General features: G+C 65.0%; 23 protein-coding genes and 1 tRNA gene. 17 read left to right on the top strand and 7 right to left on the bottom strand.

All coding sequences use genetic code 11. The annotated features are described in order from the left end of the window. Positions 1-143: 143 nt before the first annotated feature. From HB724_RS03165 to HB724_RS03155, 3 genes are all read right to left on the bottom strand, one after another. The gene (locus HB724_RS03165) at positions 144-908 is read right to left on the bottom strand and encodes an enoyl-CoA hydratase-related protein (RefSeq protein ID WP_213979449.1); all 765 of its coding nucleotides are present in this window, start codon (positions 906-908) and stop codon (positions 144-146) included. Next, positions 905-1,327 carry a methylmalonyl-CoA epimerase gene (gene mce / locus HB724_RS03160; protein WP_213979448.1) on the bottom strand — a complete coding sequence of 141 codons (423 nt, stop codon included), beginning with the start codon at positions 1,325-1,327 and terminating at the stop codon, positions 905-907. The genes HB724_RS03165 and mce overlap by 4 nt, the downstream gene beginning before the upstream one ends. A 114-nt stretch (positions 1,328-1,441) precedes the next feature. Continuing rightward, positions 1,442-2,968, bottom strand: coding sequence for an acyl-CoA carboxylase subunit beta (locus HB724_RS03155; protein ID WP_213979447.1), 1,527 nt, complete (start codon positions 2,966-2,968; stop codon positions 1,442-1,444). Between the two features lie 104 nt (positions 2,969-3,072). On the opposite strand from HB724_RS03155, the gene HB724_RS03150 reads away from it, so the two are divergent. Genes HB724_RS03150 through HB724_RS03140 form a run of 3 tightly spaced genes read left to right on the top strand, consistent with a single transcriptional unit; the run spans position 3,073 to position 5,643 of the window. Beyond that, a complete protein-coding gene (locus HB724_RS03150) occupies positions 3,073-4,479 on the top strand; it encodes a short-chain fatty acyl-CoA regulator family protein (RefSeq protein WP_213979446.1) in 1,407 nt (468 codons plus the stop codon). Between the two features lie 50 nt (positions 4,480-4,529). Next, positions 4,530-5,291 carry a class II aldolase/adducin family protein gene (locus HB724_RS03145; RefSeq protein WP_213979445.1) on the top strand — a complete coding sequence of 254 codons (762 nt, stop codon included), beginning with the start codon at positions 4,530-4,532 and terminating at the stop codon, positions 5,289-5,291. A gap of 1 nt (position 5,292) precedes the next feature. After that, complete coding sequence (locus HB724_RS03140; RefSeq protein WP_213979444.1) at positions 5,293-5,643, top strand: hypothetical protein; 351 nt, start codon at positions 5,293-5,295, stop codon at positions 5,641-5,643. A 65-nt stretch (positions 5,644-5,708) separates the two neighbouring features. On the opposite strand, the gene HB724_RS03135 is transcribed toward HB724_RS03140, so the two are convergent. Beyond that, positions 5,709-6,509, bottom strand: a complete 801-nt coding sequence (locus HB724_RS03135; RefSeq protein WP_213979443.1) for a class III extradiol ring-cleavage dioxygenase — start codon at positions 6,507-6,509, stop codon at positions 5,709-5,711. 77 nt (positions 6,510-6,586) lie between these two features. On the opposite strand from HB724_RS03135, the gene HB724_RS03130 reads away from it, so the two are divergent. The 6 genes from HB724_RS03130 (at position 6,587) to HB724_RS03105 (ending at position 12,298) form a co-directional block, all read left to right on the top strand. Beyond that, complete coding sequence (locus HB724_RS03130) at positions 6,587-7,099, top strand: (2Fe-2S)-binding protein (RefSeq protein ID WP_213979442.1); 513 nt, start codon at positions 6,587-6,589, stop codon at positions 7,097-7,099. Positions 7,100-7,210: 111 nt separating this feature from the next. Further along, positions 7,211-8,074 (top strand): RcnB family protein, encoded by an 864-nt coding sequence (locus tag HB724_RS03125; protein WP_213979441.1) that lies wholly within the window; start codon positions 7,211-7,213, stop codon positions 8,072-8,074. 112 nt (positions 8,075-8,186) lie between these two features. Beyond that, the gene (locus HB724_RS03120) at positions 8,187-8,909 is read left to right on the top strand and encodes a 2OG-Fe(II) oxygenase (RefSeq protein WP_346344657.1); all 723 of its coding nucleotides are present in this window, start codon (positions 8,187-8,189) and stop codon (positions 8,907-8,909) included. 43 nt (positions 8,910-8,952) lie between these two features. Continuing rightward, a complete protein-coding gene (gene recJ, locus HB724_RS03115; RefSeq protein ID WP_213979440.1) occupies positions 8,953-10,719 on the top strand; it encodes a single-stranded-DNA-specific exonuclease RecJ in 1,767 nt (588 codons plus the stop codon). A gap of 106 nt (positions 10,720-10,825) precedes the next feature. Beyond that, a tRNA-Glu gene (locus HB724_RS03110) sits at positions 10,826-10,901 on the top strand. A 164-nt stretch (positions 10,902-11,065) separates the two neighbouring features. Beyond that, positions 11,066-12,298 (top strand): integrase arm-type DNA-binding domain-containing protein, encoded by a 1,233-nt coding sequence (locus tag HB724_RS03105; RefSeq protein ID WP_213979439.1) that lies wholly within the window; start codon positions 11,066-11,068, stop codon positions 12,296-12,298. A 12-nt stretch (positions 12,299-12,310) separates the two neighbouring features. On the opposite strand, the gene HB724_RS03100 is transcribed toward HB724_RS03105, so the two are convergent. Further along, a complete protein-coding gene (locus HB724_RS03100) occupies positions 12,311-12,514 on the bottom strand; it encodes an AlpA family phage regulatory protein (RefSeq protein ID WP_213979490.1) in 204 nt (67 codons plus the stop codon). Positions 12,515-13,089: 575 nt separating this feature from the next. On the opposite strand from HB724_RS03100, the gene HB724_RS03095 reads away from it, so the two are divergent. The 7 genes from HB724_RS03095 to HB724_RS03065 all read left to right on the top strand — a co-directional run bounded on the left by HB724_RS03095 (position 13,090) and on the right by HB724_RS03065 (position 19,825). Next, positions 13,090-13,452, top strand: a complete 363-nt coding sequence (locus HB724_RS03095) for a type II toxin-antitoxin system RelE/ParE family toxin (protein ID WP_213979438.1) — start codon at positions 13,090-13,092, stop codon at positions 13,450-13,452. 2 nt (positions 13,453-13,454) lie between these two features. After that, the gene (locus tag HB724_RS03090) at positions 13,455-13,775 is read left to right on the top strand and encodes an XRE family transcriptional regulator (RefSeq protein ID WP_213979437.1); all 321 of its coding nucleotides are present in this window, start codon (positions 13,455-13,457) and stop codon (positions 13,773-13,775) included. A 261-nt stretch (positions 13,776-14,036) separates the two neighbouring features. Continuing rightward, complete coding sequence (locus HB724_RS03085) at positions 14,037-14,546, top strand: sigma-70 family RNA polymerase sigma factor (RefSeq protein WP_213979436.1); 510 nt, start codon at positions 14,037-14,039, stop codon at positions 14,544-14,546. Next, positions 14,547-15,521 (top strand): FecR family protein, encoded by a 975-nt coding sequence (locus HB724_RS03080; protein ID WP_213979435.1) that lies wholly within the window; start codon positions 14,547-14,549, stop codon positions 15,519-15,521. Positions 15,522-15,595: 74 nt separating this feature from the next. Further along, complete coding sequence (locus tag HB724_RS03075) at positions 15,596-17,983, top strand: TonB-dependent receptor (protein WP_213979434.1); 2,388 nt, start codon at positions 15,596-15,598, stop codon at positions 17,981-17,983. 175 nt (positions 17,984-18,158) lie between these two features. After that, the gene (locus tag HB724_RS03070) at positions 18,159-18,359 is read left to right on the top strand and encodes a hypothetical protein (RefSeq protein WP_213979433.1); all 201 of its coding nucleotides are present in this window, start codon (positions 18,159-18,161) and stop codon (positions 18,357-18,359) included. Continuing rightward, entirely contained in the window at positions 18,356-19,825 is a 1,470-nt protein-coding gene (locus HB724_RS03065; protein WP_213979432.1) for a PepSY-associated TM helix domain-containing protein, read from the top strand. Before HB724_RS03070 ends, HB724_RS03065 begins: the two co-directional genes overlap by 4 nt. Before the next feature lie 145 nt (positions 19,826-19,970). Here the strand turns inward: HB724_RS03065 and HB724_RS03060 are convergent, their stop codons facing one another. Further along, positions 19,971-20,180, bottom strand: a complete 210-nt coding sequence (locus tag HB724_RS03060) for a conjugal transfer protein TraD (RefSeq protein WP_213979489.1) — start codon at positions 20,178-20,180, stop codon at positions 19,971-19,973. A gap of 37 nt (positions 20,181-20,217) precedes the next feature. Continuing rightward, positions 20,218-20,523, bottom strand: a complete 306-nt coding sequence (locus tag HB724_RS03055) for a conjugal transfer protein TraD (protein WP_213979431.1) — start codon at positions 20,521-20,523, stop codon at positions 20,218-20,220. Between the two features lie 173 nt (positions 20,524-20,696). On the opposite strand from HB724_RS03055, the gene traA reads away from it, so the two are divergent. Continuing rightward, positions 20,697-23,702, top strand: a complete 3,006-nt coding sequence (traA, locus tag HB724_RS03050; protein ID WP_213979430.1) for a Ti-type conjugative transfer relaxase TraA — start codon at positions 20,697-20,699, stop codon at positions 23,700-23,702. Positions 23,703-23,706 lie beyond the last annotated feature (4 nt).

The following is a 23,706-nucleotide window of genomic DNA, read 5'->3' as shown; positions in this document are numbered from 1 at the left end:
GGAGAGGGAGGGAGCCGACGAAGTCGGCGGAAGGGTGCGGGCAGGTGCCAGCAATTTCATGCCGCCCTCACCCTTCCCACTCGGCTGCGCCGAGCGGGGCCCTTCCCTCTCCCAACGGGAGAGGGAGATTCCAGCCGATCCCATCATCGTCCCTTGAACTCCGGCTTGCGCTTCTGGAGAAACGCCGCGACGCCCTCGCGGAAATCCTCGGAACGCGCCGCGATCGACTGGTGCTCCGCCTCCAGCGCGAGCGTCTCCTCCAGCGTGCCCGAAAGCGCGGCCTTCACCTGCTTGCGGATCAGCCCCAGCGCGACCGTCGGCATGGACGCCAGCCGCCGGGCATAACCCATCGCCATCTCGAACAGCGCGCTGTTGTCGGTCACATGGGTGACGAGCCCCGCCTCCTTCGCCTCATGCGCGTGGAGCCGTTCGCCGAGCAGCGCCATCTCCAGCACCTTGGCGCGCCCCGCTGCCTTGGCGATCAGCCAGGTCGCGCCCGCATCGGGAACCAGCCCGATATTGGCGAAAGCGAGCAGCAGATAGGAATCTGTGGCGGCCACGACGATGTCCGCCCCCAACGCGATCGCAGCGCCCGCGCCCGCCGCCGCGCCGTTCACCGCGCTGACGATCGGGATCGGCAGATCGGCCATGGCCTGCTGGACGGGGTTGTAGTGATTGCGCAGTCGCTCGCCCGGATCACCGCCCGCACCCTGCCTGAGCGACGCGCCCGAGCAGAAGGCCCTGCCCTCGCCTGTCAGCAGCACCGCGCGCGCGCCATCCTCCACCGCGCGGGCGAGCGTCGCGGCGAGCAGATCGAGCATGTCGAGCGTCAGCGCGTTGAGCTCGTCGGGCCGGTTGAGCCGAATGACGGCGACGTCGCCGTCGAGCGTGTAAAGGACATCGCTCAATGCCCGTCTCCCTTCGGCGTTTCCATGATCTCGGTCAGCACGCCGCCCATGTCCTTGGGGTGGACGAAGAAGATCGGCGTCCCGTGCGCCCCGATCCGCGGCTCGCCGAGCAGCTTGGCGCCCTTCGCCTCGAACCACGCCTTGGCCTCGTAAATGTCGGGCACTTCGTAGCAGAGGTGATGCTGCCCGCCCGACGGGTTCCTGGCAAGGAAGCCATGGATCGGTGAATTCTCGCCCAGCGGCTCGATCAGTTCGATCTGGCTGTTCGGCGTGTCGACGAAGCAGACCTTCACGCCCTGCGTGGGCATGTCGAAGGGCTCCCGGATCACCTCGGCGCCCATCACGTCGCGATAGAAGGCGATAGACGCTTCGATCGAAGGCGTCGCGATGCCGACATGGTTGAGGCGGCCGAGTTTCATGATCTCTCCCCTCCCGCTTGCGAGAGCGGCCGAGGGAGGGCCTGTCCGCAACCGATTTGAATAATGGAAAGGAACACGCCTTCCCCTAGCCCCTCCCGCAAGCGGGAGGGGAGTTCATAGCGGAATATTGTCATGCTTCTTCCACGGATTCTCGAGCTGCTTGTTGCGCAGCTTCCGTAGCCCCAGCGCGATCCTCCGGCGTGTCGAATGCGGCATGATGACCTCATCGACGAACCCCTTGCTCGCCGCAACGAACGGATTGGCGAAGCGTGCCTCATATTCGGCGGTCCGCTCGGCGATCTCCTCGGGCGTGCGGCCGCGGAAGATGATCTCCACCGCGCCCTTGGCGCCCATCACCGCGATCTCGGCGGTCGGCCAGGCATAGTTCAGATCGCCGCGCAGATGCTTCGAGCTCATCACGTCATACGCCCCGCCATAGGCTTTCCGCGTGATGACGGTGATCTTGGGCACGGTCGCCTCCGCATAGGCGAACAGCAGCTTCGCGCCATGCTTGATGATCCCCGAATGCTCCTGCCCCACGCCCGGCAGGAAGCCCGGCACGTCGACGAACGTCACGATCGGAATGTCGAATGCATCGCAGAAGCGCACGAACCGCGCCGCCTTCTTGGACGAATTGATGTCGAGGCATCCGGCCAGCACCATCGGCTGGTTCGCCACCACGCCCACCGTGCGCCCCTCGATCCGGCCAAAGCCGATCAGGATATTGCCCGCATGGCTCGGCTGGATCTCGAAGAACTCGCCCTCGTCGAGCGTCTTCCGGATCAGCTCGTGCATGTCATAGGGCTGGTTCGCGCTCGGCGGGATCAGCGTGTCGAGGCTCTCCTCGATCCGATCCCAGGGATCGTCGCACGGCCGCTCGGGCACCGCCTCGCGGTTCGAGGCCGGCAGATAATCCACGAAGTCGCGGGCCGCGAGCAGCGCCTCGATATCATTGTCGAAGGCCAGGTCAGCGACCCCCGACTTCGTGGTATGCGTCACCGCACCACCCAGTTCCTCCTGCGTGACGATCTCGTTGGTAACGGTCTTCACTACATCCGGGCCGGTAACGAACATATAGGACGAATCCTTCACCATGAAGATGAAGTCCGTCATTGCAGGCGAATAGACCGCGCCACCCGCGCACGGCCCCATGATGAGCGAGATCTGCGGCACCACGCCGCTCGCCAGCACGTTGCGCTGGAACACCTCGGCATAGCCGGCCAGGCTCGCCACTCCCTCCTGGATGCGCGCGCCGCCGCTGTCGTTCAGCCCGATCAGCGGCGCGCCGACCTTCATCGCCATGTCCATGACCTTGCAGATCTTCTGCGCATGCCGCTCCGAGAGCGAGCCGCCGAACACGGTGAAGTCCTGGCTGAACACGAAGACCAGCCGGCCGTTGACCGTGCCGCTGCCGGTGATCACGCCGTCGCCGGGAACGATCTGGTCCTGCATCCCGAAATCGACGCAGTTATGCTCGACATACATGTCGAGCTCCTCGAACGATCCCTGATCGAGCAGCACCTCGATCCGCTCGCGCGCGGTCAGCTTGCCCTTGGCGTGCTGCGCATCGATGCGCTTCTGGCCTCCTCCCAGCCGCGCGGCGGCGCGGCGGCGTTCCAGTTCTTCGATCGTCGACGACATCCGTGTCCCCTTGCAAGGCGCGGCCTACTGCACAGGGCGCCCGGCCAAGCGCAAATGCAATGTTGCAAAGTTGCGTGGCATGGGTTTGCAGATATAGTGGGGGCATGGCCTCCCCCCGCCGCCGCCTGTTCGAAGGATTCCGCCTGCGCGAGCTGCGCCGCCGCGTCGGCGTCAGCCAGGCGGCGATGGCCGCGCGGCTGGGCATCTCGGTCTCCTACCTCTCGCAGATCGAGAATAACGACCGGCCGATCACCGACATCGTCCTGCTCGCCCTCGCCCGCGAATTCCCGCTCGAAGCGTCCGAGATCGGCGGCGAGGCCGAGACCGCCGCGCTCCTCCGCACGATCGACGCCGCGACCGACACCAGCGTCCCCGCCGATCGCATGGACGAGGCGGATGTGCGCCGCGGCCTGGAGCAGCAGCCCCTGCTCGCCCGCCGCATGGTCGCGCTCCACGACGCCTGGCGCCGCACCCAGGAGCAGCTCCGCGTGCTGGACGACCGGTTCGACACCGGATCGAGCGACGCCGCGCCCCTTCCCTGGGAAGAAGTGCGCGACTGGTTCCAGGCCGAGGGCAATTATATCGACGCGATAGACCGCTCGGCCGAGGCGCTGGCCGAGGCGCTGGACGACGGGCCGGTGGCTCGCGCGCTGGAGGACCGGCTGCGCCTGTGGCACGGCGTCCGCGTCGCCAGCGAGGACGGCGACGGCAGCCAGCTCAGCCGCTTCGACGATACCCAGCGGCTCCTGTCACTCAACAGCAGCCTCCCGCCGGAGAGCCGCAACTTCCTCCTCGCCCACCGGCTGGTGCGCTACGAATTCGCCAACGAGATGCGGCTGGTGGTCGATGCCTCGGGACTGATCGCCCCCGCCTCGCGCGAGCTGCTGAGCGTCGGCCTCGCCAATTATGCCGCAGGCGCGCTGCTGATGCCCTATGGCCGCTTCCGCGCCGCCGCGCACGCAACGCGCCACGACATCGATCGCCTGCGCCAGCGCTTCGCGGTCAGCTTCGAACAGGCGTGCCACCGCCTCTCGACGCTCCAGCGCCCCGGCGCGGCGGGCGTTCCCTTCTTCTTCTGCCGCGTCGACATGGCGGGCAACATCACCAAGCGGCATTCCGCGACCCGGCTCCAGTTCGCCCGTTTCGGCGGCGCTTGCCCGCTCTGGGTAGTGCACGAGGCGGTGGCGATCCCCGATCGCATCCTCGTCCAGCTCGCCGAGATGCCCGACGGCAGCCGCTACGTCTCGATGGCGAAGGGGCTGGTGAAGCCCTCGGGCAGCTACACGCGCCCGCCCCGCCGCTACGCGGTCGCACTGGGCTGCGAGGAAACCCACGCCGCCGACTTCGTCTATGCCGATGCGATCCGCACCGGCGGCGCGGCGACTCCGATCGGCGCATCCTGCCGCATCTGCCCCCGCGACCGCTGCGACCAGCGCGCCTTCCCGCCCGCAGGATCGGTGATCGAGATCGACGCAGACCGGCGCTCGGTGGTGCCTTACGTCTTCCGTTAGCCCAACTTGCGTGGCATACCCAATCCACGAAAAAGCCTTGGAGAGGTATCATGGCCACCGCGCTCGCGCAGAAGCCCCGCGTCACCGAAGCCGAATGGGAGGCCCGGCAGCAGCTCGCCTCCTGCTACCGTGTGTTCGACATGCTCGGCTGGTCCGAGATGATCTACAACCACATCACGTTGAAGGTGCCGGGCGAGGAAGGCGCCTTCCTCATCAATCCCTTCGGCCTGCACTTCAGCGAAGTGAAGGCGTCGAACCTGGTCAAGATCGACATCGACGGCAACAAGCTCGACGACTCGCCCTATCCAGTGAACCGCGCCGGCTTCGTCCAGCATGCGCTGTTCCACCGCCATCTGCCCGACGCGCATTGCATCGCCCATACCCATACTACTGCCGGCATGGCGGTGGCCTCGGTCGAGGGCGGGCTCCAGCCCACCAATTTCTATGCCTGCAACTTCGCCGGCCAGATCGCCTATCATGATTTCGAGGGGGTGACGGTGCGCGACGAAGAGGGCGAGCGGCTGCTAGCGCATCTCGGCGACAAGCGGGTGATGCTGCTCAGGAACCACGGCATCCTGGTGATGGGTCGCACCCTGCCCGAGGCGTTCATCAAGCACTGGTCGCTCCAGCGCGCCTGCGAGATCCAGATCGCCACCGCGTCGATGGGCACGCCGCTGATGGTCTCCGACGAAGTCGTCGCCGTCCACCAGCGCGACATCCACATGGCCCAGGTGCCCGGCGGCCCCGGCACCGCGGACTTCGCGGCGATGGTGCGGCTGGTGGATCGGACGGACAAGAGCTGGCGGGACTAGGATGAAGGCAGCGTCGCCGAAAAGCGTCGGCCTGGGCGGCGACGGCGACGAGATCGTCGCCATCGGCGATGTCGAGGACGCGTTCGGCATCACCCTGGACTATGGGGACGCCGGCAAGTGGCGCACCGCCGGCGATGTCTATGCCACGCTCTGCAAGGCGCTTCCACCAGCCGAAGCCGATCAGCCCGGCACCTGGGAACGATTCCGCACCGCGCTCGCCCTGGAAAGTGGGGTCGACCCGAAGGAGATCGACCCAGACAGCCCATTGCTCGCATCGTCAGGGCCATGGGGCTATTGGCTGCTCGCCGCGCTTGCCGCCGCAGCCATGCTCGCCGGGGCGGTCCTGCGCTAGAATATGATCTGGCAGCATTGGGACAACCTTCCCCGGCGAAGGCTTTCAATCCGCTGAATCAGCCCCTAACCGAACCGATAACCCGAAACCGTCCAACCCAGCACATGACCGCGATAGTCGCACGCCGCCGGCCCCTCCCCGCCCGCGCCGAGCGCCACCATCAGCGGCAGCAGGTGCTCCTCGCGCGGATGGGCGAAGCGACCGTGCGGGAGCCGATCCCATGCCGCAATCCGCCCGGCCCGCCGCGCCGGATCGGGATCGGTCACCGCCTCGGTCAGCGCCGCATCCCATTGGTCGGCGATCGGCGTCACCTGCGGCCCGAAGGCGCGCATGTTGTGGAAGCTCATGCCACTGCCGACGATCAATACGCCTTCGTCCCTGAGCGGCGCCAACGCCTTGCCGATCGCGATATGCGCCGCCGGATCGAGATCCTTGCGCAAGGAGAGTTGGGCAAGCGGGATGTCCGCCTCCGGCACCGCGACCATCATCGGAATGAACACGCCGTGATCCCAGCCGCGCTCCCGCTCGACGCCGACCGGGAAGCCAGCCCCCTCGATCAGCGCCTTGGCTCGTATCGCCACCTCGGGCGCGCCCGGCGTATCCCAGCGCAGGCGATAGGTATGCTCGGGAAAGCCGTAATAGTCGAACAGCAGCGGATGCCCGTCGCCGGCATGGACCGTGACCTGATCCTCCTCCCAATGGCCCGAGACGAGCAGGATCGCCTTGGGCCGCTCGGGCAGGCTTTCGATCAGCCCGCCGAGATAGGCCTGCATCGGCCGCCACATCGGATCGGGCGGGCCGCCATCGGGGTCCATGAAGAAGCAGGGGCCGCCGCCATGGGGCACGAAGAGCGCAGGAAGTGTCATCGCCGGAATGTCGCCCCGGCAGCGCTGCGGCACAATGCCGGCTTCGGAAACGACCGGTTTCCCGCTAGGGTTCGAAAATGACTCGCTTCACCGTGAACAACCAGCCGGTCGAGTACAGGATGGACCCGGCGACACCCCTGCTCTGGGCACTGCGCGACGCCTCCAATCTCACCGGCACCAAATATGGCTGCGGCACCGGCGATTGCGGCGCCTGCACCGTCGATGTCGACGGCACCGCGCGGCTGGCCTGCCAGGAAACGATCGGCGCGCTGGAGGGCACGTTCGTCACCACGATCGAGGGACTGTCCAGGGATCGCAGCCACCCCGTGCAGCAGGCGCTGATCGCCGGCAACATCTCGCAATGCGGCTATTGCATCCCCGGCATCGTCATGGCCGCGTCGGTTTTGCTGCGCAGCAATCGCAATCCCTCCGAAGACGACATCAAGTCGGCGATCCCGAACATCTGTCGTTGCGGCATCTATCCGCGCCTGCTCGACGCGATCACCGAGGCCGCACGCATCACCCGCGGCGATGCGCCGCTTGTTCCTGGCCCCGACGCGCAAGTATCTGCACCGGCGGAAGAACCCTGATTCCTTTCAATCCGCTTTCACTCGAATTCAGGAACCGCTCATCGCCCGGTTCGTACACCAGTTGTCATCTGGATCCCCGGTGCCTTGCCGGTCCCAGCGGAGACTAAGTTCATGAAGAAAACCATACTCGCGGCGATCATCGCCGCAACGGCCCTGGTCCCGCCGGCAGCGCTCGCGCAGGACCGTGGCGGAGGCCGCTGGGGCGGCCGTGGTGGCGATCGCGGCGCCTCGCAGCAATCCCAGCCGCAGCCCCAGCGCAACTGGGGTGGCCAGCAGCGGCAGCAACAGGCTCCGCAGGCCCGGCCCGATCGCGGCCCGCGCCCGCAGCAGCAGCCCAATGCGGGCCAGCCGCAGCGCCAGTGGGACAGCGACCGTAGCGGCGGAAACCGCGGCCAGGCGCCTCAGGGCGGACGGCAGTTCCAGGCGCCGCAAGGCCAGCGCTTCCAAGCCCCTCAGGGCCAGCAGCAGCGCCAGTGGCGTGATCGCCAGAACGGCCAAGGCACGCAGCAATGGCGCGGCAACCAGGGCGGCCAGTATAACGGCAATCGCGGCCAATATGATCGCGGCAACCGCGACTGGAACCGAGGCAACCGCAACTGGAACGATAACCGTGGCCGCGACTGGAATCGCGGCAACAACGCCTGGCGCGGCGATCGCGGCGGACGCTGGAACAATGGCTGGCGGAACGACAACCGCTATGACTGGCGCGGCTATCGCAACTCGAACCGCAACCTCTATCGCCTGCCGCGCTATTATGCGCCCGGCGGCTGGGGCTATGGCTATCGCCGCTTCTCGATCGGCTACACGCTCGATTCGATCCTGTTCTCGTCGCAATATTGGATCAACGATCCCTATTATTATCGCCTGCCCGAGGTCTACGGGCCGTATCGCTGGGTGCGCTATTACAACGATGCGCTGCTCGTCGATGTCGAGACCGGCGAAGTGGTCGACACGATCTACGACATCTTCTGGTAAGGGGGCCCCGCTCCCCTTGCCGGAGATCCGGGGGCTCGGCCGATCGATCGCCGAGCCCCTGTTTGCGGCTTGATGCTTGCAATCCGCTGCGCATGGCGCGAATTGCCGGAACGTGAGCAAGGTTATCGGCAGAGTATCGGGATCGCCCTCCCCCAAGCGCGCGCAGATCGGGCGCGATGTCGTCGCGCGGCTGGAGGCCAACCCCAATGTGAAGCGCGCCAAGGTCGAGACGGCGCAGATCTACACCTATCCCGATTTCCTGAGCGATGCCGAGTGCGACGCGCTGATCGCGCTGATCGACAGCAATCCGCGCCCCTCCACCCTACTCGCCACAAGCCAGGATCCCGAATACCGCACCAGCGACAGTTCGGACCTGCACCGCTGGTCCGAGGACGTGCTTGCCATCGACGAGCGGATCGCCGATCTGCTGGGCATCCCATCGGAAAACGCCGAGACGCTCCAGGGCCAGCGCTATGCGCCCAACCAGCAGTTCCGCGCGCATTGCGATTATTTCCATGAGAGCAGCGACTATTGGCAGCGCATGCTGGAAACCGGCGGCCAGCGCACCTGGACGGCCATGGTCTATCTCAGCGATGTCGAGGAAGGCGGCGCGACCTGGTTCCCTCGTGCCGGCATCCGCTTCAAGCCGAAGCGCGGCCTGCTGGTGGCCTGGAACAACATGATGCCCGACGGCACCCCCAATTACGACACGCTGCACGAAGGGATGCGCGTGATCGAGGGGACGAAGCACATCGTCACCAAATGGTTCCGCGAAGGCGTCTGGCTCCGCCTGCCGATCCAGACCTATGTCTCCGGCGTGGAGGATGCCGACTGACGCCGCTCGACAAGCGCAATCCCCGAGCCCACACAGCGCCGACATGTCCAGCGTCCTCAACATCCACCGTTCGATCCTCGGCCAGCCCTGGCGCTGGCGCGGGCTGGCGACCGACGCGCGCGATCCCGGCTTCGCGCCCGACGATCTGGTCACTCAGCTCCTGATGACGCGCGGCGTGGCGCGCGACGATCTGGAGCGGCACCGCAATCCCAGCATCCGCGCCTTCATGCCCGATCCGTCGATCTTCCGCGACATGGACCGGGCCGCCGAACGCCTGGCCGATGCGGTCGAGGCGCGCGAGCAGGTCGCGATCTTCGGCGATTACGATGTCGACGGGGCGACCTCCGCCGCGCTGCTGATCCTGCTGCTGCGCGACCTGGGGCTGGAGGCGCGGCCCTATATCCCCGATCGCCTGATGGAGGGCTATGGCCCCTCGGGCGAGGCGCTGGTGCGGCTCAAGGCGGAAGGCGCCGGGTTGATCGTCACCGTCGATTGCGGCGCCCAGGCGTTCGAGGCGCTGGAGATGGCCCGCGCCGCCCATGCCGAGGTGATCGTGGTCGATCATCACAAATGCACGGCCGAGCTGCCCGTCGCGCTGGCGCTGGTGAACCCCAACCGGCTCGACGAGGCCGAGGGCGCCGCGCACGGCCATCTCGCCGCCGTCGGCGTCGCCTTCCTGCTCGGGGCAGCGCTGATCCGCACGCTGCGCGCCCGCGGCTATTTCGCCGCCCGCGCCGAGCCGCGCCTGCTTGACCTGCTCGATATCGTCGCGCTCGGCACCGTGGCCGACGTCGCCGCGCTCAAGGGCCTCAACCGCGCCTTCGTCGCCCAGGGCCTCAAGGTGATGGGCCAGCGCCGCAATATCGGCCTCAACGCGCTGATCGAGGCGTCGCGCCTCACCCGCGCGCCGACCTGCACCGATCTCGGCTTCGCGCTCGGCCCGCGCATCAATGCCGGAGGGCGCGTGGGCCGCTCCGATCTCGGTGTCCGCCTGCTCACTACCCGCGATCCCGACGAGGCTCGCGCCATCGCCGAGGAACTCAACCAGCTCAACGAGGAGCGCCGCGCGATCGAGGCCGATGTCCAGCGCGAAGCCGAGGAGATCGGCCTCCGCCAGGGCAACCGCGCCGTTGCGGTCATCGCCGCGCGCGGCTGGCATGCCGGCGTGATCGGCATCGTCGCCGGCCGCCTCAAGGAGAAGCTCGGCCGCCCCTCGATCGTCATCGCGCTCGATGAGAACGGCATCGGCAAGGGATCGGGCCGCTCGATCGCCGGAGTCGATCTCGGCGCCGCGGTCATGGCCGCCAAGGACGCCGGCCTGCTCCATGCCGGCGGAGGCCACGCAATGGCCTGCGGCGTCACCATCGCCGAGGACCGGCTCGACGCCTTTGCCGATTTCCTGGAGGAGCGCCTCTCCGAACGGGTGACGCAAGCGATGGGCGAGCGCGCGCTGATGCTCGATGCCGTCGTCACCGCGGCGGGCGTGAATCCGGACCTCGTCACCGCGATGGAGGCCGGCGGCCCCTATGGCATGGGCTGGCCCGCCCCGCGCGTCGCCGCCGGCCCGGTGAGCATCATAAAGGCCGATGTGGTGGGATCGGGCGGCCATGTCCGCGTCATCGTCTCGGGCGACGGCGGAGGCAGCCTGAAGGCAGTCGCCTTCCGCCAGGCGGAGACCGAACTGGGCCAGGCGCTGCTCTCCGCGCCCCGCCATCGCAAGCTCTGGCTGGCCGGCCGCGCGCGGATCGACGACTGGGGCGCCCGCCCCGCCGCCGAGCTCCACATAGAAGATGCGGCCTGGGCGGAGTAGCCTGAGGTTCCGGTGATGCGCCAGCATCGCTGGAATGGCCAGGAAGGGCGATTGAGGTGTTGACCAGCCGCTTCTGTTTCCCTAGTTCGCCCGCTCCACGCTAAACGGCCCCTTCGTCTAGCGGTCTAGGACGCGGCCCTTTCACGGCTGAAACACGGGTTCGATTCCCGTAGGGGTCACCAAAATCCTCTCCCAGAGGGTTCCAGAAGATGCCATAACTGTCTGATTTCTGCGGGTTTTTCGTGGTATAGGTATCCCATACGGAGCGGCTTCGTGCCACCGGATACCACCGTCTTGATGGTATATCTGATGGTAGCGCGGTCCTCCCCCAAAAGGAGATACCATCATGGCGCTTACCGCTGTTTCGATCAAAAATGCCAAGGGTCGTGCAAAGCCCTACAAACTCACCGATGGCGACGGGCTGTTCCTGTATGTCACTCCCAATGGCGGCCGCTACTGGCGGATGAACTATCGCCACTTGGGCAAACAAAAGACGCTGGCCTTCGGCGTCTATCCCGACACCGGCCTTGCCGAAGCCCGCGAGCAACGGGACGCGGCGCGAAAGGTTCTGGCGCGCGGCGACGATCCGGCTGAGCGGATCAAGCTGGAAAAGGTTGCGGCGGCGGTCGCCGCATCCAACAGCTTCAAGGCGGTTGCCGACGAATGGCTTGTGAAGGTCGAGCGCGAAGGCCGCTCCGCCGTCACCATGAAGAAATTGCGCTGGCTGCTGGACTTCATCAACGAGTCCATCGGCAAGCGTCCTATCGCCTCCATTTCCGCACAGGAGCTTCTTGTCATGCTCCGCAAGATGGAGGGCAAGGGCCGCTACGAAACCGCGAAGCGGCTGCGCAGCACTGCCAGCCAGATATTCCGCTACGCCATCGCCACGGCCCGCGCCGAGCGAGACGTTGCCGCCGATCTGCGCGGCGCGCTGATCGCACCCCAGCCCATCCATCGGGCGGCGATCACCAGCGCCAGTGAGGCAGGCGGCCTGTTGCGCGCCCTTGAGGCGTTCGAGGGGCATCCCAACACCAAGGCGGCGCTTCGCCTCCTACCGCATGTGTTCGTCCGGCCGGGCGAGTTGCGCTATGCCGAATGGGCCGACTTCGATTTTGACAAGGCGCTTTGGGTCATCCCGAAGCACAAGACCAAGATGCGGCGCGTCCACAGCATCCCCCTGTCCCGGCAGGCGCTGGCGATCCTCGAAACCATCGAGCATGACGAGGACTACAGCAGCTTCCTGTTCCCCTCGCTGCGTTCGGTCGATCGCCCCATGTCGGAAAACACCATCAACGCGGCGCTGCGGCGCCTGGGCTTCGCCCAGGACGAGATGACCGGCCACGGCTTCCGGGCGATGGCGGCCACGCTCTTGAACGAAATGGGCCTATGGCATCCCGACGCGATCGAGCGCCAGCTTGCTCATTGCGACAACAACGCGGTGCGCCGTGCCTACACACGCGGCGAATATTGGGACGAGCGCGTCCGCATGATGCAGCATTGGTCCGATCATCTGGATTTCCTCCGCGACGGCGCGAAGGTCATCAAGGGCACGTTCCGTAAGGCGAAGGCCGGGCAATAGCCCGGCCTCGCGTCATTCGGCGCGATCTTCGCGGTAGCTCATAGGATCGGCAATCCAGCGATCGACGGCAGATTCATGCCAGCCGGTGCCGTGGACGCTGATCGGCACCTGGCGCGGGAACGTGCCTTCGCCGATCTTGCGGTAGAGGGTGGAACGGGAAAGCCCGGTGCGGGTCAGCACGGTCTTGAGACGGATAATCCTTTCTTTGTTACTCACGGGACGGGCTTTCATTCTATGACGGTTGATGAAGCCCCCTGAAACGAAGAATTGGCAGCTCTAACCCGCCACGCAAGAGCCGCTTAGCCGAGATGTGGCGAGCATAGTGCTCACGGCGGTATAAATGTAGGTAAAGGCGGGAAACGACGGCGAACTACGGAAAACGGCGGCGTATGTCGGTGGACGGCGATATAGGGCATAACTTGCCGAACTATACTTGCACGCTTCTCTGTCGACCGTGACAAATAAGTCACGGCATTTGCCGGTTTGTCGAGAGAGGAAGCGGCCCGACGCAACGGGCGTGATTCGGATTCGCAGGGCATGACGAGCCTTTTTCCAGTGACCCGCCATTGCCACGTTGCCATGCTTTATCGGTTCGCCCCTCCGCGCAAGAGGGAGAGGCACTACAGCGCCGATTGCGTCAACTTGGTAAGACGGCATGGGATTTTTTCCGTTTACGCCGAGCAGGTGGATGGTGGCTATCGTGTATTGACCCGGCAAGACGATAACCACCATGCAATCCCATAGCTTCAAGGCTATGGACAAAATATAGCCCAGAGGATATATAGCCCCCTATGCCGTGGACGGTTCGCAACCATGACGCTTTCGATGCCGAATATGACGCGATGCCCGATGCGGTGCAGGATGAGCTTTTAGCCGCAACGGGGCTTCTGGAACTTTACGGCCCCCGGCTTGGCCGTCCGCATGCCGATACGCTTGGCGGATCGCGACATGCGAACATGAAGGAATTGCGCTTCAATGCCGATAGCGGCGTATGGCGCGTGGCCTTCGCGTTCGACCCGGAGCGAGAGGCCATTTTGCTTGTCGCTGGCGACAAGGCGGGCGTGGTGCAGAAGCGGTTCTACAAAACGCTGATCGCCAAGGCCGACAAGCGGTTTGACGAGCATCTGGCGGCATTGGCCGCGAAGGAGAAATGACGATGGGACGTTCGCGCAGCGAGATCATGACCGCTCTGCCCGAAGATAGCCGCCGCCGGATCGAGGCGCGCACGAAGGAGCTAATCGCGGAGGTCGAGGGACTGAAAGCGTTGCGCCAGCTTGCCGAGCGCAGCCAGGAGCAGATCGCGGAAACCTTGGGCGTGAAGCAGCCTTCCGTTCACAAGATCGAGCGTCAGACCGACCTTTATCTTTCGACGTTGCGCCGCTTCGTGGAAGCCGCAGGTGGCAAGCTGGAACTACGGGTTGAGTTGCCGGGCAAGGGTGTCCTGCATCTGACCGGCGTTGGCGACATTCACGCCTGATCCTTGGCGCTTACCTTCGCGGCTTCCGCTCGGCGCAGTTTGGTTGCGTTGGACGGCTTCACCCCGATTGCCAGTCCGGCCGTCCGACCGGATTACGCACGCATCAGCCATTCCAATTATTCAACACGGAACCTGCCTTCATTCAGAAACGACGGAGGAGAGGCTATCAAGAACCATCATTGCAAATGCTTCGCAATTACGGTAGGCGCCCAACTGTCCTAGAACTCCGATTCAATCGCTCACCGGGCGCGAAAGAATATCTTGTCAAGCGCTGTCGCAACAATTGAGATTGGCTCGCTCTATGCGACGCATGCGGAATGGCTCCAGGGGTGGTTACGACGCCGCACGCGCTGTCCCGAGCGTGCCGCCGACTTGGCGCAAGATACTTTCTGCCGTCTCATTGAACGCACCGATCATGTCGCGCTGACTGCGCCGCGTAGTTATCTTGCCACGGTCGCGCGGCGGCTCTTGATTGACGAAGGGCGGCGGCGGGACGTGGAGCGAGCAGTGCTCGAAGCCGTAGCCGCCCGCGACGATCATGCGGACGCCCTCACGCCCGAGCGGATCGTCGAGGCCGTGCAGATGCTGAATGCGATCCTGCGCGTAATCGAGGCGCTTCCGCAGCAGGCCCGCGATGCTTTCTACCTGCGTCGCATCGCTGGATTGGAGCAATCGCAGATCGCAGCGAAGCTCGGAATATCGCTCAGCACCGTCAAGCGGCATATCGCGCTCGCCAATGCGGAATGCCTCACTCTTCTGTATGAAGATTAGGTGAGTCCACCAGAGTCGAAACCAAGCCGCGAAACCCTCGCCGGCGCCGCGCGCTGGGCGGCGATCCTCGACGCCGACGATGCGACCGAAACTGATCGCGCCGCCTGCGAGGAGTGGTGCGCACAAGCGCCAGAGCATCGTGAAGCGTTTCGGCGGCTTCAGGCTTTCACGCAGACCGTATCGAGCACCAGCGCAATCGAGCAGGAGGCGTTGCACTCGGCTATCCGTCGGCGGACTCGTCGCATGCGTCTGACAGCTCTCGGCGTGAGTGCTGCGATCATCGCCGGGGGAACATGGATTTCTTTGCAAGCCCTGTCCCCTTCAGGCACCGAGGAGAATTATAGAACGGCACCGGGCGAGCAACAGGAGATCGCGCTTACCGACGGCAGTCGGGTGACTCTCGACACCGATGGCGCGGTTGATGTCCGGATCACGCGAACGCATCGAATTGTGCATCTCGATCAGGGTCAAGTTCTGGTCGATGTCATGCGTGATCCGAACAAGCCGTTCGTTGTCGAAACACCGGAAGGCACGGCAACCGCGCTCGGGACGGCGTTCATCGTCCGTCGCGACAAGAGCGGGACGCTCGTGACGGTCACGCGATCACATGTGCGCGTCTGCCCAGTGATCGTCGACGGCCGAGCGCTGTGCCGCACCCTTGGGCCGGGCGAACGCGCGCGTCTGAATGCCGCCGCCGTCCAGATGGAGGCGCGCGTCGACCCGGCGCAGGCATCGCTATGGACCGAAGGTTGGCTGGAGGCGGACGACCGGCCCGTCACGGAGGTGCTAGCGGAACTCAACCGATACAGGGCACGCCCGGTTCGCTTTGATGCGGCCAAGCTGAGCGGGTTGCGTGTGACCGGCAGTTATTCGCTTCGCGACACCGATCGTGCCGTCGAGGGCATTGCCCATGCGGTCGATCTTGTCATCACGTCCTTGCCCGGAGGCGACCTCAGCTTGCGTCGTGGGGACTAGTTTCCATCCATCTTGAGCTGTTTGGGAAACTCGCTCGTCCTTCCTTGTGAGAGCAACACAAGTGCGGGGCGTATATGATTTCGTTCAAGACCCACGCCGCTGGCGGCGCGGCGGCTATCCTTTTCGCAACGGGGTGTGCGGCCGTCGTCGCAGTTGTGCCGGCGCAGGCGCAAACGGTCGTTCGCAGCTTCGATATCCCGGCCGGCTCGCTCGGCGCAGCTATCGCCCGGCTGGGGCGCCAAGCGAATGTAATGATTGCGGTCGACGCCGCCCGTCTACGCGGCCTGCGGACACCGGGGCTACGCGGGAGCTATTCTACAGAGCAGGCACTAGCCCAGCTTCTTACCGGAACGGGCCTGCGTGCCCAGCTCGACGGTCGCGGCGGTTATGAACTAGTCGCGGCGACAGCTCAGGGGGACGATCGCACTGCCGAGGTTGCCGACATTGTCGTCACCGGCACGCCCGAGGCGCGTTATTTCAGCCGCACGCCGCAAACCGGAAGCCGCATCCAGAAGGACATCCTCGATACGCCGCGTTCGGTCGATACGATCCCCGAGCAGCTCCTGCGCGATCAGCACATCCGCGAACTGAGCGAGATTTATCGTTACTCCGCCAACGTCGTGAACAATGACGGCTACGGCGGAACGCGCGAGGACTATATCATCCGCGGCTTTCGCCGCCGTGACGACGTCTATCGTGACGGCGTCCGCATGAAGACCAACAGCATCGTCGATCCGAGCACCGTCGCAAGCGTCGAGATTCTGAAAGGGCCAACCTCGGACATCGGCCAGATGACGCCCGGCGGCCTGGTCAACATCATTACCAAGAAACCACAACTACAGGATTATCGGCATATCGAGGCAAATATCGACAGTCGGGGTGAACGGCAGGGCTATGTCGATGTGACCGGCGGGTTTGCCGGCGACAGGTTCGCCTACCGGGTCACTAGCAGCTACGAGAATGGCCATACCTTTCGCGATACCTCCGACACCAAGCGCCTCTTCGTCAACGGCAGCGTGAGCTGGTTCGGCGAGAGCGGCGCCACTGCCAACCTCACCTACGAGCATGGCGATGATGATCGCCCGATGGACCGCGGCTTCATCACCGTGCCGGTCCCGGGCGGGGGCGGCGCGCGCTTCATTCCCGACTTGGGCCGCGGGACACGGTATGACGCGCCGTTTGCGCGGCGCGAGTCGGTCTATAATCTCGTCTCCGCCGATCTTGCCGTGCCGATTTCAGACAGGTGGCAGGTCGAGAGCAAGCTGCTCTACAATGGCGAGGACACCGGCGAGGTCCACACGGAGGTCCGGGCCGTCGCAGCCAACGGCACGCTGACCCGCCGCGTCGAAGGCAATGACGATCGGGCGCTCAGAACCTATTTCGGACGGGTCCAGCTGCGCGGCGAAGGCGAGCTGATCCTGCCTTACAAGGTGGTGGCCGGCGTCGAATACCGCCGCCAGACCGAAAGCTGGATCAACTATGTCGGCGCGGACCAGACGTTCGGCACGGTTCTCGACTCCCGCTCCGACCAACTCGTAAACAACGGTGCGGCTGCGACGACGCGGACGCTGCGCTCGGTCAAGCAGGAGGATTACGGCCCTTATATCCAGGCCGACATCCAACTCGCCGAACCGCTGACACTGTCGCTCGGCGCGCGCTACGAGGCCTATAGCGGGGACTTCGACAACCGGGCGATCGTCGGCGCCGGGGCGAGCAACTTCCCCTATCCGACCGAGCACAAGTTCACCAAGAGCGGTGCGCTGACCTACAAGCCGGCGCCGGACTGGACTCTCTACGCCAACTATTCCGACACCTTTCAGCCGCAGAACTTTTACGAGAACGCGCCGATGATCTTCCCCGCGCAAGAAGGGCGGATGGTCGAGGCGGGCGTCAAGCAAGCACTGTTCTCGAACCGGCTGCTGCTGACCGCCGCCTGGTTCGACATCAAGCAAAGCAACCTCGTCGAAGTCGCCAACGGCGTGCCCTTCCTCACAGGCGGGCAGACTTCGCGCGGCGTCGAAATCAGCGCCATCGGTTCGCCGCTTCCCGGCCTCAACGTGCGCGCTGGCTTCGGCTACGCCGACGCCCAGGTGGTAAGCCGAGACCCCGCCCTCGACGGCCAACTGCCCACCAATGTGCCGCGTTACAACGCCAATGCCTATATCAGTTACGAAGTGAAGGATCAGGCCAGCCCCTTCCACGGCCTTGGGGCTGGGCTGGGCGCGGTCTATGCTTCGCAGCGCTACGGTGACATCCAGCATAGCTTCGCTCTAGGCGACTATTTCGTAGTAGATGGCTCGGCCTGGTATTATATTCCGGCGGGGGCAGGTCGTCAGCTGCGCCTCACCGCTGGCGTCAAGAACATCGGTGATGAGCGCTACTATACCGCATCAGGCGGCACCTTCCGTATCTCGGTCGGCGCTCCGCGCACGGTCTTCGCCGGCATCGGCTTCGAGTTCTGAGCGTGCGGTTTGGAGGGTTCAGGCGTCCCTGGCTGACGCTGGGGTTGCTTGAGTGCGGCACGTTTATCGGTGGTGTGGCCCTGCTTGGGGCGGGACCGGGGATTGTGCTTGCGCTGTTCAGCCTCGGCCTGTCTGGAGCTGCGCTGAGTTGGGCGATGAGCGAGCGCCGCCAATGATGCTCCGAACCCTCATGATAACGCTTGCGACACTAGTTATAGGCCTTCCCGCGAGCGTTGCTGCGCTGGTCGGCCTGGCGCGTCTCTCGGGCCTCAAGGGCGGGAGCGCCCTGTTTGCCGTGGCGATCGGTAGCTGCCTGCTGTGGACGCTGCTGCTATTTGCCGTCCTATGGTTCACCTTGCGAAAGGCCGAGTCGTGAACCGCAAGGCGATCTCGAAGCGGCTGCTCGCCATTCATGGCGCGGTGAGCCTTGTCTTCCTGCTGCTGATCTCCTGGTCGATCTGGACCGGAATCCTCTCGCTCTATGCGGACCTTGCCCGGCCGTGGCTTAGACCGGACGTGGCTGCAGCATATGATCAGCCGACGGCGAGTCCGAGTGAGGTGCTTCGGTTCGTTCATGCCCGAAATGATGGGGGGCCGCGCTGGAACATGGTCGCGCCGACGCCTATGCGGCCCTTTTACGTCTATGCTGGACCAGGTGCGGCGGGCGGAAAGCCCGTCGTGCTGATGGTCAATCCGACGACCGGGCTGCGGGACGAATGGAACAATTTCGCCCTGGACGGCTTGTTTCGCCGCATCCACACCGACTTGCTGCTGCCCAAGCCCTGGGGACGGCTGGCGATGGGACTGACGGGCACCTTCATCACCATCCTGGTTGGCGCCGGCCTTTTCATTCACGGCAAGCAGTTCAAAGAAGCTTGGAAATGGCGTCGCCGGTCCCGCATCCTCAACCTGAGTGAGAGTCATAAGCGCATCGGCCTGTGGCTGACGCCATTCCTTCTCGTAATGGCGTTGACCGGCGCGATATTGGGCATGAAGATCGCCACGGTGCCGATCGCGATGGCGTTGGCCGGCGAGAGCCGCCCCGCCGTCCCGCCGCGTGGGATTCCGGAAGCGCCCTCGCCTGCGGCGGTGGGACGGCTAGATGCATGCGTTACACGTGCGGCGGACCTCCTGCCCCGAACCCGCTTTGCCGGCGTTGAGCGAAACGGTGATCGACTGGACATCCGGTTCCTGCGGCTGAACAGCCTGCAATGGTCTGGCGAGGGCGGTGGCTCGGTCGAGGCGCGTTGCGACCTCGCCGATGGCCGTCTTACGGTCGTTCAGCGCCAGCCGGCGGGAGGTGCGTGGGGTGTGATAGAAAGCGCGCTGCGGCCGATCCACTATGCGCGGTTCGGAGGTGTCGGCGTGCTGACCGTCTATATCGTGCTCAGTCTGCTCTGCCTTTGGGTCATCGACAGTGGCATGAAGCTGCTGTGGTTGCGCGACGGTAACAGGGTGGTGAGTGAGGAAAGCATTTCGGAGCGGCTCTATCACGCCAATAATGTGCTCTACGTGGTGCTGCCGCTGATCCTGCTGACCGGCAATTTATTTTTCCGCACGACCCCCTGGCTGTTAATGGGGATTACGGCAGCCGCCGTCGCCATAATTAGCTTGTCTGGGCGCCGATTTGTGCTTTCGTCGCGGCTGGCACGTGTCGTTACGGCCGGTTGCTATGTTCTGCTGCTCGTCGGACGCCACGTTGTCGGGGCTGCAACTGCTTCCTCGCCGCCAACTGTGATAACGGAAGTTAGCCTTATTCTGATGGCGACATGGTTGCTCCTGCTTACCCGGCGCCAGCGCGCCCCGCATCCTGTGGCCAATTTAACGGGAGCGGGCATTTAGGGTCATTAGGAATGGCTGGAACTTTTGCCTGTCCGATCAAAGCGCGCGGTCCCTGCTCATGTCGAAGATCAGCTTTCCATTGTGAGGCCAAGGCCACTGAATGAAAAATCATCGGCATCATTCGTTGCATACGGGCTTTACATCTTCACTCCTGCTCCGCCTCAAATGCCCGTTTGCCGCGCCGCTGCCACAGGGCGAGCGCGTTGGCGCGCTCCTCGTTTTGCAGCTTCCCTGAGATCGACAGGAACGCGCCGTAGAGCGTGGCGCGATCATCGTCAGTCAGATCGACCAGCCCCGCCTTGACCACCAAGCCGCCCAACTCGATCAAGTGGCGCGTTCGCTCTCGCCGTTTCATCACCCACTCCCGCGTGTCCATTCGTGCCTTTTGCGCCTCAACCCGATGCCGCGCCGCCTTCAAGCGGTAGAGCGCCTTCCGGATTGTGTTCAGATAGCGACGCAGGCTTGCGTGCCTTGCTGCGAAAGAAGGCCGTGCCCGCCTTGCGCCAGCCCTCCCTTGTGGCGGCATCCTTGCTGGCGACGGCATCGAGCAGCGCGCCCGCGAGCAAGTCAGCGTCGAGCACATCGGCCCCCGTTGCCGCCACCAGTTCGCCAAACTGGCGCACGCGGCGTTCCTTGATGGCCTTGGCCTTATCGGCCAGCGCCTTCAATTCCGAATCAAAGTCGCGCGGCTTACGCATCGCAAAGTCTCCATCCTTGTTTGATGGAGTGATACTAGGTTATCGTTTTGCGTAATGCAGTAGAGTCGCCGGGACGCTCTGGAACCATCTAGTCCCTGCTCGGATTTTATTCGAGAAGGGCGCGCTTATACGTCGTGCCGACGTGCGCTTAAGGCAGTAGATGGTATATCGCTATGGCGATCTACCATTTCAGCGTTCAGGTCATTGGCCGTTCCAGCGGCCGCAGCGCCGTCGCAGCCGCTGCCTATCGGGCTGGCGAGCGGCTGCACGACGAGCGGCTGGACCGCGACCATGATTTCCGCGCCAAGTCGGGCGTCGAGCATAGCGAGATCATGCTGCCCGAAGGCGCGCCCGAACGCCTGTCGGATCGGGAAACCCTCTGGAACGAGGTCGAGGCAGGCGAGAAGCGCAAGGACGCGCAGCTTGCCCGCGAGGTGGAGTTTTCCATTCCGCGCGAGATGGACAAGGCACAAGGCATCGAACTGGCCCGCGACTTTGTGCAAGCGGAGTTTGTCGAACGCGGCATGATCGCGGATTTGAATGTGCATTGGGATATGGGCGCGGACGGCCAGCCCAAACCCCATGCCCATGTTATGCTCACCATGCGCGAAGTCGGTCCCGATGAGTTCGGGCAGAAGGAACGTGACTGGAACCGCACCGAACTTGTCGAACAGTGGCGCGAGCGGTGGGCCGATCACGTCAACGCGCGCCTTGTCGAACTCGACATAGATGCACGGATCGACCATCGCAGTCTTGAGGCGCAAGGCATCGACCTTGAGCCGCAAGACAAGATCGGCCCCGCAGCTTCGCGCATGGGCGAGCGCGGGCTTGAGTCCGAGCGCATCGAGCAGCACCGCGAGATTGCAAATCGCAACGGCGAAAAGATCATCGCGGAGCCGCGCATCGCGCTCGACGCGATCACCCACCAGCAGGCGACGTTCACCAATCGCGACCTTGCGATGTTCATCCACCGGCACAGCGACGGCAAGGAGCAATATGATCGGGCGATGAGCGCCGTTCGCACATCGCCCGACATGATCGCCTTGGGCAAGGACGCGCGCGGCGACAACAGGTTCACGTCGCGCTACATGATCGAAACCGAGCAGCGGTTGCAGCGCGCATCGGAATTGATGGCCGAGCGCGAACGGCACCACACCGACGAGCAGGCGCGCGAAGCGGCTTTGACCAGCGCGGAGGGGCGCGGGTTGGAGTTGACCGGGGAGCAACGCGCGGCGTTCGAGCATGTGACCGGCGAGCGGGATTTGAGCGTCGTCGTCGGTTACGCCGGGACCGGCAAGAGCGCCATGCTTGGCGTGGCGCGGGAGGCGTGGGAGCGCAGCGGCTATGCGGTGCGCGGCGCGGCGTTGTCGGGGATCGCGGCGGAGGAGTTGGAGAACGGCTCCGGCATCGCCTCACGCACCATCGCCAGCATGGAACATGGATGGTCGCAGGGCCGCGACCTTCTGACTTCGCGCGACGTGCTGGTGATCGACGAAGCGGGCATGGTCGGCACGCGCCAGATGGAGTGCGTTCTGTCCCATGCCGCCGACGCGGGGGCCAAGGTCGTGCTGGTGGGCGACCCGCAGCAGTTGCAGGCGATCGAGGCGGGCGCGGCCTTCCGCGCCATCCACGAGCGGCATGGCGGCGTCGAGATTACGGAGGTTCGCCGCCAGCATGAAAGCTGGCAACAGGACGCCACCCGGCATCTGGCGACCGGCCGCACTGGCGAAGCAATCCGGGCCTATGCCGAGCGGGGCATGGTTCACGCGGCCGAAACGCGCGAGCAGGCGCGCAGCGAGCTTGTCGAGCGTTGGGACCGCGAGCGCATCGCCGCCCCCGATCAAACCCGGATCATCCTCACGCATACCAATGACGGGGTCCGCGAACTGAACGAGGCGGCGCGCGACCGGATGCGGGCAGCGGGCGAGCTTGGCGACGATGTTCGCGTGAAAACCGAGCGCGGCGCGCGCGCCTTCGCCAGCGGCGATCGCATCATGTTCCTTCGCAACGAGCGCGACCTTGCGGTGAAGAACGGCACGCTAGGCACCGTCGAGCAGGTGAACCAGCAGAGCATGACCGTGCGCACCGATGACGGGCGCTCCGTGTCGTTCGACCTCAAGGACTATCGCGACCTCGATCATGGCTACGCCGCCACGATCCACAAGGCGCAGGGCATGAGCGTGGATCGCTCGCATATGCTCGCCACGCCGGGGATGGATCGGCATGGCTCCTATGTCGGGATGACGCGCCACCGCGACGGCATGGCGCTTCACTACGGCCGTGATGATTTCCGGGATCAGTCCAAACTCGTTCAGACGCTTTCGCGAGAGCGCACCAAAGACATGGCGAGCGACTATCAGGCCGCACGTGACCCGGCGCAGCAGTTTGCCGAGCAGCGTGGCATCGGCCTTGGCGAGCGTATTGCCGAGATCATCCGTCCGGTGGCCGAGAAGGCGCGCGGGATCTTCGAGGGCTTGCGCCTCTCGCTGGCCGGTCAGGATCACGCGGCATCGGCAGCGTCCGAACGTCCGCGCGGCATCTTCGACGGGCTGGACTTGAGCGGCGCGATGCCCAAGGCCGAGCGCGATCCGGCCCGCCAGCAGCAGCGCGACCACGACCCGCAGCCGATGCGCGCCGGAGGCGTGCGCGGCGCGGTCGAGCGTTATGCGCGCGCCTTGGATGCCATCCAGCAGACCCGCGCGCAGGGCATCGACGCCATGCCTCACCAGCGCGAGGCGTTCGACCGCGCGCGCGAAGGACTGGACGCGATCCGGCCCAATGCCTCAACCGACTTGAACAGCGCGTTCCGGGGCGAACCGGAACTGATCCGCGAGGCCGCGGAGGGGCGAGGCCAGGCCGCGCTACGGGCGATGAGCCAAGAGGCGGAATTGCGGGCCGATCCCTACAGCCGCGCCGACCGCTTCGTGGAGGGCTGGCAGCAGCTCCGGCAGGCGCAGGACGAGCTACGGCGCGATGGCGATTTTCGGGACGCGAAGCGCGTCGGTCAGGAAATGGCCGGGATGGCGAAAAGCCTTGAACGCGACGCGCAGGTGGAATCGCTGCTGTCCGGGCGGCGTCAGGAATTGGGCATCGACGTGGATATGGGCCGCAGCCTTGCCCGTGATTTGGCGGACTCCGTGCCGTTCGATCATGGCGGCGGCCTTGGAATGAGCCGATAGGAGA

The sequence above is a fragment of the Sphingomonas sp. dw_22 genome, from assembly GCF_018449795.1.
Lineage (GTDB): Bacteria > Pseudomonadota > Alphaproteobacteria > Sphingomonadales > Sphingomonadaceae > Sphingomonas.
The sequence above is the reverse complement of the archived record's forward strand: the minus strand, read 5'-3'. Positions and strand labels throughout refer to the sequence as shown.